General features: G+C 71.6%; 12 protein-coding genes. 4 read left to right on the top strand and 8 right to left on the bottom strand.

Features of this window, described 5'->3' with window-relative positions; genetic code table 11:
* The first annotated feature begins 8 nt into the window (after positions 1-8).
* Positions 9-1,010 carry a 2Fe-2S iron-sulfur cluster-binding protein gene (locus tag EZ242_RS00745; RefSeq protein ID WP_135283203.1) on the top strand — a complete coding sequence of 334 codons (1,002 nt, stop codon included), beginning with the start codon at positions 9-11 and terminating at the stop codon, positions 1,008-1,010.
* A 44-nt stretch (positions 1,011-1,054) separates the two neighbouring features.
* On the opposite strand, the gene EZ242_RS00750 is transcribed toward EZ242_RS00745, so the two are convergent.
* Positions 1,055-2,245, bottom strand: a complete 1,191-nt coding sequence (locus EZ242_RS00750; RefSeq protein ID WP_135283204.1) for a hypothetical protein — start codon at positions 2,243-2,245, stop codon at positions 1,055-1,057.
* A 284-nt stretch (positions 2,246-2,529) separates the two neighbouring features.
* Here EZ242_RS00750 and EZ242_RS00755 point away from each other — a divergent pair, with 284 nt between their 5' ends.
* Complete coding sequence (locus tag EZ242_RS00755; RefSeq protein ID WP_135283205.1) at positions 2,530-3,291, top strand: HPP family protein; 762 nt, start codon at positions 2,530-2,532, stop codon at positions 3,289-3,291.
* Here EZ242_RS00755 and EZ242_RS00760 read toward each other — a convergent pair whose 3' ends face one another.
* Genes EZ242_RS00760 through EZ242_RS00775 form a run of 4 tightly spaced genes read right to left on the bottom strand, consistent with a single transcriptional unit; the run spans position 3,292 to position 6,232 of the window.
* Positions 3,292-3,666: a hypothetical protein gene (locus tag EZ242_RS00760; RefSeq protein WP_135283206.1), complete on the bottom strand. Its 375-nt coding sequence runs from the start codon at positions 3,664-3,666 to the stop codon at positions 3,292-3,294.
* A 22-nt stretch (positions 3,667-3,688) separates the two neighbouring features.
* Positions 3,689-4,369 carry a dienelactone hydrolase family protein gene (locus EZ242_RS00765; RefSeq protein ID WP_135283207.1) on the bottom strand — a complete coding sequence of 227 codons (681 nt, stop codon included), beginning with the start codon at positions 4,367-4,369 and terminating at the stop codon, positions 3,689-3,691.
* Between the two features lie 26 nt (positions 4,370-4,395).
* A complete protein-coding gene (locus EZ242_RS00770; RefSeq protein ID WP_167784592.1) occupies positions 4,396-5,658 on the bottom strand; it encodes a phospholipase D-like domain-containing protein in 1,263 nt (420 codons plus the stop codon).
* A gap of 25 nt (positions 5,659-5,683) precedes the next feature.
* Entirely contained in the window at positions 5,684-6,232 is a 549-nt protein-coding gene (locus tag EZ242_RS00775; RefSeq protein ID WP_135283209.1) for a BON domain-containing protein, read from the bottom strand.
* A 208-nt stretch (positions 6,233-6,440) separates the two neighbouring features.
* Between EZ242_RS00775 and EZ242_RS21865 the strand changes: the two genes are divergently transcribed.
* Positions 6,441-6,944: a hypothetical protein gene (locus tag EZ242_RS21865; protein WP_167784593.1), complete on the top strand. Its 504-nt coding sequence runs from the start codon at positions 6,441-6,443 to the stop codon at positions 6,942-6,944.
* The gene (locus tag EZ242_RS00780; protein WP_167784594.1) at positions 6,941-7,504 is read left to right on the top strand and encodes a DedA family protein; all 564 of its coding nucleotides are present in this window, start codon (positions 6,941-6,943) and stop codon (positions 7,502-7,504) included. The genes EZ242_RS21865 and EZ242_RS00780 overlap by 4 nt, the downstream gene beginning before the upstream one ends.
* A gap of 8 nt (positions 7,505-7,512) precedes the next feature.
* Here EZ242_RS00780 and EZ242_RS00785 read toward each other — a convergent pair whose 3' ends face one another.
* The 3 genes from EZ242_RS00785 to EZ242_RS22190 form a co-directional block, all read right to left on the bottom strand.
* Positions 7,513-8,511 carry a glycerophosphodiester phosphodiesterase gene (locus EZ242_RS00785; RefSeq protein ID WP_135283211.1) on the bottom strand — a complete coding sequence of 333 codons (999 nt, stop codon included), beginning with the start codon at positions 8,509-8,511 and terminating at the stop codon, positions 7,513-7,515.
* Positions 8,512-8,554: 43 nt separating this feature from the next.
* A complete protein-coding gene (locus EZ242_RS00790; protein WP_135283212.1) occupies positions 8,555-9,796 on the bottom strand; it encodes an MFS transporter in 1,242 nt (413 codons plus the stop codon).
* A gap of 69 nt (positions 9,797-9,865) precedes the next feature.
* A complete protein-coding gene (locus tag EZ242_RS22190; RefSeq protein ID WP_135283213.1) occupies positions 9,866-11,341 on the bottom strand; it encodes a WD40/YVTN/BNR-like repeat-containing protein in 1,476 nt (491 codons plus the stop codon).
* Positions 11,342-11,417: the final 76 nt, after the last annotated feature.

An 11,417-nucleotide genomic window follows, 5' to 3' on the forward strand; every position in this document is an offset into this window, starting at 1 on the left:
CCACCGCCATGGCCCACCAGATCCGCATTGCCGGAACCGAGCTGAGCTTCGCCTGCGAGGACGGCCAGAACATCCTGGACGCCGCGCTCAAGGCCAACATCGAGATGCCCTACTCGTGCCGCAAGGGCGTGTGCGGCAACTGCGCCGGCAAGGTGAGCGCGGGCGAGGTGCAGTGCTCGCCCCAGGCCTCGGCCGAGGCCACGCCGCCGGGCGAGGTGCTGTACTGCCAGTGCGCGCCGCTGGGCGACCTGGAGATCCTCCCCGCCGCCTGGAAGCGCATCGAGCCGGGCGCGCGCAAGCGCTTTGCGGCCAAGGTGTTCCGCAACACCCAGGCCGCCGAGGACGTGAACATCCTGCAGCTGCGCCTGCCCGCCGGCCAGCGCGCGAAGTTCAACGCCGGCCAGTACCTGCAGGTGCAACTGCCCGACGGCAGCCGCCGCTCCTACTCCATGGCCAACCCGCCGCACGAGAGCGACTCGCTGCAACTGCACATCCGCCACGTCGCGGGCGGGCAGTTCACGCAGATCGTGCCCACGCTCAAGGCGGGTGACGTGCTGGAGGTGGAGCTGCCCTACGGCCACTTCGAGCTGCGCGAGGAGGCGCAGGCGCCCATGGTCTGCGTGGCCGGAGGCACGGGCTTCGCGCCGGTCAAGTCCCTGCTGGACGACATGGTCAAGAAGAAGATCGACCGGCCCGTCACCCTGATCTGGGGCGGCCGCAACCGCTCGGGCCTGTACCTCATGAGCGCGGTGGAGCGCTGGCAGAAGCTGTTGCCCCGCTTCCGCTTCGTCGCCGCGCTGGAGGATGCCGCGGACGCGCAGGCGCTGGGGGGATTCCACGGGCGGGTGGACCAGGCCTTGCAGTCCGAATTCGGATCATTGACCGGCCACGAGGTGTACTGCTGCGGCTCTCCGGGCATGGTGAACGCGGTGCGCCAGGCCAGCGAGCAGCTGGGGCTGGCGCACGAGCATTTCTTCAGCGATTCCTTTGTGCCGGGGCCGGCGGCCTGAGGTGGGGCGGCCCGGGTCGCCGGCTCAGCCGGCGAACGACTGAATCACCGGTCCGGCGTGGCCCTCTCCATGGCTTTGAGGAATGCGGCCTCTTGCTGCGAAGGCACCGGGGCGGCTTTCGGAGCCGGGCCGATCTTGCTCAAGTCGAAGGCTTCGATGCGTTGCATTAGTGTTGCGGGGGCGTATCGCGCCAGCGCTATATGAGCTTCGAGCAACGGGTTTGTTTTCATGGCCTTGGCCGCTTTCACGATGACGGCCTGGAAGCGCCCCGCGTCTGCGAAGCAGTCCTCGACCTCTTGGCTTGCCACGCTCAGAAGTTGCCAGCGCTTCTGCGGCGATAGCAATTGCAGGTCCTCGGCCGGCATGTACGCGCTGGCAAGTGTCTGCTCATGGAATTGCGCCGAACCCGGTTCGGGCTCCGACTCCGAGTCCGATTCGACGGCAGGATGCGGAGGCGGCTGCACTGTGGCCTGCTGCGGCTCCGGTGTCCGGGCCTTGCTGTCTTGCTCCCTCGGCTGCGGCTGCGTAGCAGAAGCCGCCGCTCCCGGTTCCAGTTCCGACTCGACGGGTGCCCTCGTGGTCGGCTGCACTCTGGGCTGTTGCCGCTCCGGTGTCCGGGCCTTGCGGTTTGATGGCGCCGATGCCTGCGCCGACGTCGGCGGCTGCGTCACGGCCCGGTACGCTTTGTCCACGCTCATTCCGTCGTTCTCTTTTAAGTGGTGTCCGACCAGAATCATGATCGCGTCCGAATAGCCATCGGGGGGTTGTCCGCCGCGCAGTTGGGTCTGAAAGTGGTGAACGACATCCTGAGCCGTGCCCAGCGGCAGCCCGCATGCCGACGCGAGTCTGCTGATCTGATCGGCGTAATCGCGAAGCTTTTTGAAGTCGGCAACCGTGATCGCCTTACCGTCAGCGGGCGGTTGCAAATGAGCGACTGCCAGTGAGATGACATTGTCCAACTGGTTTTGTTTGACGCGCGGATAGCTGTCCCTGAGGCTCTGGCGCAGGCCGTCGAGAACGACCTTGCGTGCTCCCGTGCGGTGCTCGGTGCGCGCAGCTTCCTTCGTGATCCATGTCCAGCCCGTCTTGACTTTCAGGCTCTTTCCGTCTGCTCGAAGTTCGGCCGTATCTGGCACAGGTGCGCGCTTGGGCTGGGTACTTCCATCAATCTTCAGGCCGTCGCTGATCTCTCGAAGGGAGCGCGGTTGGCGGGGGAGCGTGATGCTGGTGGCCATGGCATGGTCCTGGTGAGTGGAGGAAGCTCATCGGTAACCGCCTTCGCTTCGGGGTTGCACGGTCCCTGCCGGAAGGTGCATCCACGGTGGTGCTGCCTGTATCCGCGGCCGGGTGGGTCTTGATCAGGACTGGCCGGCCGAGGTGCCCCGGCGCGGGCGCCCCGTACGCGGGCGGTCGCGCCTGGGTGGCGTACAGTCATGGCTCCTGCCCCGATCCATCAAGCCCCGACAGAGATGCCTTGCCTGCGGATAGCCGCGATGGTCGCTGTCACCGCAGCCTCCTGATGCCAGCCTTCATCCAGCGCAGCCTCCGCAAGCCGGTCAGGAAGTTCGCGGGCCGCCTTCGCGCCCTGCGCCGCGTCTCGCGCGGGCGCTCCCTGCGTCCGCTGGCGCACATGCCCGTGCTGCTGCGCGACATCGTGCTGGGCACCACCGGCATGGCCTTCGGCCTGCTGGTGACCGTGTGGATCACGCGCCTGGCCACGGGTGATCCCACGCTGTGGTGGATCGGGCCCATGGGCACCACGGCGCTGCTGCTGTTCTTCGTGCCGGCCAGCCCGCTGGTGCGGCCCTGGGCGGTGATCGGCGGGCATCTGGTGTCGGCGCTGGTGGGCCTGGGCATGCACCAGGCCCTGCCGGCCACGGCGGAAGTCGGCGTGCTGGCGGGGGTACTGGCGGCGGTGGCCATGTTCGCGCTGCGCTGCCTGCATCCGCCGGGGATCGCCATCGCGGTCATCTCCGCCCTCGAAGGCACCGGCGTGCCGGCACCCGACTGGCTCGGCGTGGTCTGGCCGGTGCTGGTGGGGTCGGTCGTGATGGTGGCGCTGGGTCTGGCGTTCAACCGCCTCCTGCGCCGCGGGCATGCGCCGCGCGCGACCGCCCGGCGGGGCGGCCTGCGCCGCCAGCCGCTGGGTCTGCTGTCATCGGACATCGAGGCGGCGCTGGCCTCCTTCGGCGAGCCGCTGGACATCGACCCGCGCGACCTGGAGGAGGTGCTGCGCCGGGCGGAGCTGAACGCCCGCAGAAGGCAGGCCGGGCTGCGCTGACTACCCGAGGCCGAAGGCTTCGCGGAACGCGGCGCAGAAGGCCGGCGTGCCGCTCAGGGTGAGGCTGAGGGTGACGCGCGGTGCGCCGGGCGTGCCCGGGTCCAGGCGCAGGGTGCCGTCGTCCACCGCCACGTCCAGCGGCGTCGCGACCTCGCTCACGCCCTGCAGCGCGAAGTCCCATTCGCCGCCGGCCTCCAGCGGTCCCTGCGCGCCCGCGAACTCCCGGCCCGCCCAGGCCAGCACCCGCAGCACCTCGGCCTGCAGCGCGGAAAGCTGCGCGGGTGCGGCCGAGGCCAGGGCGTCGAAGCTGCCGTTGCCGTCCTCGTCCTCCGTGTAGTCGAAGTCGAGGAAGGCGAGGGGGAGGGCGTGGGGCATGCCCGATCGTAGGCGAGCGTGATCAGCGCCCCGGCCGAACGAGGTAGCGCTCGAACCACGCCACCGCCAGCCCGGCCACCTGCTCCAGCGCGCCGGGTTCCTCGAACAGGTGCGTGGCGCCGGGCACCAGCACCAGCTCACGGGGCCCGTGCAGGTGGCGCAGCGCCTCCTGGTTCAGCTCGATGACGCCGTGGTCGTGTCCTCCCACGATCAGCAGGGTGGCCGCGGTGACGAGCGTCAGGGCGCCACCGGCCAGGTCCGGGCGCCCGCCGCGCGAGACCACCGCCTGGACCCGCCCGCCCAGGCGCGCGGCGGCGATCAGGGCCGCGGCGCTGCCCGTGCTGGCGCCGAAGAAGCCCAGGGGCACCGGGCCGAGGTTCCCGTGCGTGGCCGCCCACTGGGCCGCATGCACCATGCGCCGGGCCAGCAGCTCGGTGTCGAAGCGGTGCTGGCGGGTGCGCTGGTCGATGGCCTCTTCCTGCGCGGTGAGCAGGTCCAGCAGCAGCGTGCTGAAGCCGGCCTCGTTCAGGCGCCGGGCCACCTGCCGGTTGCGCGGACTCGTGCGGCTGCTGCCGCTGCCGTGCGCGAACAGCACGAGGGGCGCGTCTTCGCCGGCGCGGATCAGGTCGCCCGCGAGCTGGACCTCGCCGCTGGGGACCAGGACCGCCTCCACGCGGAAGGCCGGCTCGTGCGCGGTGTGCATGGTGGGCTCCGTGTCGCGGCGTGAGGTCAGAGCACCTCGTTGAACTGGTAGACGGCGCGGTCCTGCAGCTTGTGCAGGAGGCCCCGGCGCTCCCAGGCGCCGAGGCGGATCTCGCGGGCGCGAGCGGCGTACTTCTCGAAGATGCCGTCCATGCGGGCGGTGAGCGCCGCGTCCATCACGCCGATCATGATCTCGTCGTTGGTGTCGAAGGAGCGGTCGTCGAAGTTGCTCGACCCGATGGCGAACCACTGCCGGTCGATGGTCATGATCTTCTGGTGCAGCAGCGTGTGCGGGTACTCGAAGAGGCGCACGCCGATGGACAGCAGCTGCTGGAAGTTGCGGTGCGCCGCATGCTGCACGAATTCCTTGTCGGTGCTGCCACTGGAGGGCATGAGCACGCGCACGTCCACCCCGCGCGCCACCGCCCGCGCCAGGGCGTCGATGGCCTCGGCCTTGGGAATGAAGTAGGGGTTCTGGATCCAGATGCGCTCGCGCGCCAGGCACAGCGCAGCGTGGTGCACGACCTTGACCGCCGGCGCCGAGCCCGAGGGTTTGGCGTACATGGCGTGCATGCGCAGCGGCCCGGCCGGCGCCAGGTGCGGAAAGATGTGCTCGCCCACCAGGATGGTCCGCGTGCTGGCGCACCAGTTCTCGCAGAAAGCCGCCTGCACGTTGTGCACGATGGGCCCGCGCAGGCGCAGCGACACGTCGGCGTAGTGGCGGCCGTCCTCGGCGTCGCCCAGCCAGCGGTCGGTGATGCAGTGTCCGCCCACGAACGCTTCCTCGCCATCGACGACGACGATCTTGCGGTGGTCGCGGTCGCTCAGCACGCCCAGGTTGCGGATGGCCGCGCGGTGGAAGTAGGCGAGCTCGCAGCGCGATTCGCGCAGCCGGCGCGGCACGATGTGGCCGAGCCAGCGCGCACCGGCGGAGTCCAGCAGAACGCGCACTTCCACGCCCGCGCGGGCACGCTCGCACAGGGCCTCGGTCACGCGGTCGGACAGCTCGCCGTGCTCCCACAGGAAGGTCTCCAGGTGGACGCTGCGCCGTGCGCGGCCGATGCGTTCCAGCAGCGCGTCGAAGAACGCGCCGTTCTCCAGCACCTCGGCATCGTTGCCCACGATCGGCGTGCCCAGGCCGATCCCGGCCAGGGATGGCAGCAGCTGCCCGATGGGCGCGTCGTGCGGCAGGTCGAGCACGGGCGAGCGGTGCCGCCGCGCCGACCACAGCATCACGGCCGGAACGACGGCCGCGCCGAGCGCGACGCCGATGCGCAGCGGCCAGCTCATCGCCGTTCGCCCCGTGGCGAGTCCTTCAGTGCCATGCGGTGGGCTGCGGCGCCTGGGCCGCCGTGTTGGCCTGCGAAGACGTGTCGCGTTCCGGCTCGCCGCGTCGGCCGCCACCTTGCAGCGACGGGATGCGGCCGGCTTCGGCATGCTCCTGCAGCCGGTTGTCCAGGCGCGCGATGCCCGCCATGCCGCTGAGCGCATCGAGCAGGGGAACGATTTCGTGCCGCAGCACGTCGCCGGTGAGCGTCACCTCGCCATGCTCCACCTCCACATGCACGGCATGCGGATGGCTCACGTGCCGTCCCAGGGTGGCGCGGATGCGCTCGTGCAGCTGCTGGTCGCTCTGCGGCGGACGGTGGCTCACGCGGTCGAGCCGCCGCGTGGCGGCGAATCCGCGCGCCTGGTTGGCCAGGTGCTGGGCCTGCTGCTGGCCCCGGTGCAGCGCCATGCGGGCGCTGGAGACGGTCTTGTCGCGCAGCACGGCGCGGCGGCGCCGTCCGCTCTGCGCATCGAGCAGGTACATCGCCACCAGGCCCGCGGCAAAGGCGGTGGCGGCGGAGATGAGCTTGTTCATGCGACCTCCTTCGGTGCAGGGGAACTCGTCGGCAGTTCATCGGTCCGCAAGGGACACGCGGCAGCCACCGGTCGCGCCGCCGGCTCGATCCCATTCAATTTATGCGGCTTCCCGGCGGCATGCGTCACCGGAAGTCGGAACCACGCGTAAGAATCGGCAGCGCTGGCGCACGCGTCCGAACAAGCGCCGGCTGTCTGGAGATGCCGCCATGCGAACCCGTCTGTTCTCGCCTTTGTCCCTGTCCGTGCTGTTCTCGGCGCTGGTGCTGTCGGCCTGCGCCGGCTACTCGCCGCGCGAGCTGCAGCCCGGCATGAGCGCGGCCCAGGTCCTCGAAAGCATGGGCCCGCCGACCGCGCGCCATGGGCTGCCCGGTGGCGCCACGCGGCTGGAGTACGCGCGCGGCCCGGCGGGGCTGCACACCTTCATGGTCGACCTGGATCCGCAGGGCCGCGTGGCCGGCTGGCAGCAGGTGCTGACCGAGGCGCAGTTCAATGCCATTCCCCCCGGCCTTCCAGTCGATGAGCTGCGGCGCCGGCTCGGTCCGCCGACTCACGTGCGCGGTGGCGGCCGCCAGGCCGACCAGGTGTGGTCGTACCGCTTCGATTCGCCTTTCTGCCAGTGGTGGCAGATCGACATCACCGGCGGACGCACCGGCGCGGCCGCCTATGGCGCCGACCCGCGCTGCGAAGTGAACGACGCGCGGCCGGTGTGAACCTGACCGAGCTCGCGCTCGACAACGGCTACCTCCTGCTGGCCCTGGGCCTGGTGGTGGAGGGTGAGACGGCCGTGCTGCTGGCCACCCTGGCCGCGCACCGCGGCTGGCTGCAATTGCCGCTGGTGTTCGGCATGGCCTTCGCCGTGGCGTGGCTGCTGGACCAGAGCCTGTACTGGCTGGGCCGCTGGAAGGGCGTGGCCCTGCTGGCGCGCTGGCGGCGCCTGGCGCGTGCGGCCGTGCGGGCCCGGCGGCTGGTGCTGCGCCATCCGCACGCCAGCGTGATCGGCGTGCGCTTCGCCTATGGCCTGCGCACCGCCGGCCCCATGCTGATCGGCGCGAGCGGGCTGCCAGCCTGGCAGTTCGCCCTGCTCAGCGCCCTGGCCGCCGCGCTGTGGGCCGGCATTCTCTGCACCCTCGGCTGGGTGTTCGCGCAGGCACTGCAGCAGGTGCTGCAGTACGCCCAGGGCGTGCAGCTGGGATTGCTGGCGCTGCTGGTGCTGGCGGGGCTGTCGGCGTGGTGGATGGCGCGGCGGCGGCGCAGGCTGCGCGGGCGGTAGCGGCCTGCTCAGGCCGGCCGCACGGGGCGAGGGGGCGGCAGCGGCATGCTTCGCTGCGCCATCAGCGTGCGCAGCAGGTCGGGGCGGTCGGTGATGATCCCGTCCACGCCCATGTCCATGAGCTGCGCCATGCGCGCGGGCTCGTTCACGGTCCAGGCCAGCACCTTCAGGCCCAGGGCCTGCGCCTCGGCGATGGCGGCGGCGTCCAGGTCGCCATGAAAGCTGGACCAGGTGCGTCCGCCGGCGGCCTTGACCAGGCGCGGCACCGAGCCATGGTCCCGCAGGTCGAAGCCCGCCGTCCAGGGCGAGCCCGGGGCCACGTTGTCCAGGCTGGGCCGGCGCAGGGTGAGGTGCGCGGTCTCCATCCCGGGCGCTTCGCGGGCCACCTGCCGCAGCGTGCGCCAGTCGAAGGACTGGAGGGTCGTGCGCCGGGCCACGCCGCCCGCGCGCAGCGTGTCGATCGCCGCGCGGGTGAAGTCCGCCACCGGCAGGGTGTCTTCGGGCTTGAGCGGGTTGACCTTGGTTTCCACCGCGAGCTGCACGCCGTGCGCGCCCGAGCGCAGCAGCAGCGCGATCACCTCGGACAGCCGCGGGATGCGCGCGCCATCCACGGGCGTCTGCTCGGGGAACTGGCGCGCATAGGCCGAGCCCGGCCGCAGGCGCCCGACGTCGTAGGCCGACAGCTCGGCCAGCGTGAGTTCGGCGATGGCCGGCCCGCGGCCGGAGAGGAACTGCCCGTCGGGGCCGCGCGTGATGTCGGGGTTCAGCCGCGCGTCGTGCGACACCACGGGCACACCGTCCTTGGTCACGCCGACATCGAGCTCCAGCGTGTCCACGCCCAGGGCCAGGGCCGCGGCGAAGCCGGCCAGGGTGTTCTCCGGCCACAGGCCCCGGGCGCCGCGGTGGCCCTGCAGCTCGATGCGGCGCGGCACGGATCCGGCGGTACCCGCGCAGGCGGCCAGCGTGGAGGCGCCCAGCAGGGCGAGGGCGCTGCGGCGGGTGGGCATGGGTCGAGGACTCCGTTCGTTCAGGTCAGGGTTCGGCCGGCGGCTATTGCGAAGCAGGCTGCGGCCTGCGCGCCAGGAAGAACAGCAGCGAGCCTGCCCCGGCCAGCAGCGCCAGCACCGTGAAGCCGGCGCGGTAGTTGCCCGTGAGGTCGGCCAGCACGCCCGCCAGCATGGGGCCGGCCACCTGGCCGCCGGCGATGATGACGGCCGACAGGCCCATGATCATGCCGATGGCCTGCAGCCCGAAATAGTCGGCGCGGATGGCCTGCATCATCGGACCGCGCAGGCCCCAGGCCGTGCCGTGCAGCACCGCGAAGGCGACCAGCCAGGCGGGGCTCCCGGCGTAGGTGAGCATGAGCAGGCCGGCCATGTGCGCCAGCATGCAGCCGGCCGCGATGAGCCGCTTGTCGAAGCGGTCACCCACCGCTGCGCCGGTGAGCACGCCCAGGAGTTGGCACAGCGTCATGAGCGTGATGACCCAGGACGCCTCGGCCACCGTGTAGCCCAGGCCTTCCTTCATGTGCGAGATGGCGTGCACGTTGACCGAAGCCACCACCAGCAGCGCGCTGCCATGGCCGAGGGCGAGCAGCCAGAAGGCGGGGGTGCGCAGGGCCTGGGCGGCCGAGTACTGCGGCGGCGGCGGCTCGGGCGGGGTCGGTGCGGTGGCGGCGTCGGGCGGGGCGGCCGTGGGCGGGATGCCGTCCTCGAACTCGCCGATGTCCGAGGGCCGGCGGTGCAGCAGCCGCGCGAGCGGCAGGCCGACGGCCATGATCAGCACGCCCGAGGCGAAGGCCGTGGTGCGCCAGCCCCAGGTCTGCAGGGTCCAGGCCACCGCCGGTACCGCGAGCCCGCCCAGGGCCAGGCCGGTGCTCATGATGGACAGCGCCCGGGCCCGCTTGCGCCTGAACCAGTGGACCACGGTGACGGTGAGCGGGAAGTAGCCGGCCAGGCTGGTGCCGATGGCGATGACCAGCAGGGCCGCGTAGAAGCCGCCCATGCTGTCGATCTGGCTGAGCGCGATGAAGCCCAGGCCGAAGGCGAGCACGCCGGTCTGGACCATGGCCCGTGCGCCGAAGCGGTCCATGATCCAGCCCAGGGCCGGTCCGAGCAGCGCGCCTTCAATGGATTGCAGGGCCGCACCGCCGGCCAGCGCGGTCTTGCTCCAGCCGCGCTCGTCGGAGAGCGCGGCGACATACGCGCCGAAGGCCTGCAGCAGCAGGCCCGCGTGGAGGAACTGGAAGGTGGCGCCGGCGGCCACGATGCGCCAGCCGTGGAAGATCTTCAAGGCAAGCCCGCGAAGTCGGGGCGCGAGTGTAGCGCGGCAGGGCGCAGGCGTGCGCCCTGCCGGCCCCGTTCAGCGGGTCGTGAAGTCTGCGCCGCTGGCCGACTGCACGCCGAAGCGGCCCGTGCCCAGGTACTCCAGGGTGATGGACTGGTTCTGGCCTGCGGCGATGGCGCCGAGCGGGCCGAAGGACGTGCGGTTGCCCAGCGAGGTGTAGAGCTGCCCTTCCACGCGCTGCCCCACGGTGCCGCCGGTGGCCGCCACCATGGCGTTGCCGTCGCGCGAGAGCGAGATGCTGCGCCAGTTGCTGTCGCTGCCCGGCGTGGTGGCCAGGCGCTCGAAGCCGATGCCGCCGTCGCGTGACAGCAGGACGCCGTCGAAGGAGGTGGCCGGCTGTCCCGTGCAGGGAATGCTGGTGGCCGTGGCCGCGACGCTGCTGCCGTCGCCGGCCACCGAGGTGGTGGTCCAGTTGGCAATCAGGGGGCTGCCGTTCTGGTTGACCGTGGTCCAGGTCAGGCCCGCGTCGCGCGAGACCTGCAGGGTGCCGCGGCAGCGTTCGGCCACCGCGAGCAGCTGCCCGTCGTCCGAGGAGCTCACGCGGTACCAGTCGCCCGTGCCGGTGCGCGAGGTCCAGGTGAGGCCCCCGTCGGTGGAGGTGTGGATGGAGCCGCCCTGGTCCACGGCCACCAGGCGCTGGCCGTCGCCGGACATGGCCACGCCGCGCCAGCTGCCGGCCTGGGCCACGGGCGACCAGGTGGCGCCGCCGTCCACCGACAGCTGCAGGGGCATGCCCAGCGCGCTGACCAGGATGCGGTTGCCGTCGTCCGAGATGGCGACCGATTCCCATTCGATGCCGGGCGTGAATGCCGGCCAGCTCACGGCGGTCCAGGTCTGGCCGCTGTCGTTGGAGATGAAGGGCCCGCCGTCGTAGGCGATGGCCACGATCTTGCGGCCGTCAGGGGTCATGTCGGCGCTGATCCAGATGCGGTCGGCATCGGACAGGCGCTCGTTCCAGGTGGCGCCGCCGTCGGTGGAGACGAACAGGCTGCCGATGATCTCGCCGGCCGTGAGCACCTGCCCCGTCGCGCTGGAGCGCACCCACCACCAGGGCTGCGCGCCCAGGTGCGAGGACCAGGTGACGCCGGGCGCCACGTTGCCGGGAAGGCCGGCGGTCTGCACGACCTGCCCGGGGTTCAGGCGCAGCTCCCAGGGCGTGTCGCTCACCCCGGTGACGGCGACGGTGTCGCCGGCCGTGAGCTGCGTCGGCAGGGTGATGGCGATGGGCGTCGTGCTGCTGGCGGCACGGACCTCGTAGCGCTGGTTGGGCTGGGCCTGGGTGTCGGCCGTGACGGCGACGACACTGGGCGCGGGCGGCGGTGCGGGCGTCGGAGCCGGAGCCGGACCGGGCGCCGGCGCGGGGGCCGGTGCCGGTGCCGGCGGACCGACGGCGATGTCCTCGCCGCTGCCACCGCCACCGCAGGCACTGAGGACCAGTGCGGCCAATGCGGCGACCGTGTGCAGCCGCGACTTATTTTCTCCCTGGGACATCGATGCTTTCCTCTTTGCGTGACAGACGTGGCGGGATGTTGCCGGTGTGCCTGAGCCTTGGAACGTGGAAAGAGGA

The sequence above is a fragment of the Ramlibacter rhizophilus genome (genome assembly GCF_004681965.1).
GTDB lineage: Bacteria > Pseudomonadota > Gammaproteobacteria > Burkholderiales > Burkholderiaceae_C > Ramlibacter > Ramlibacter rhizophilus.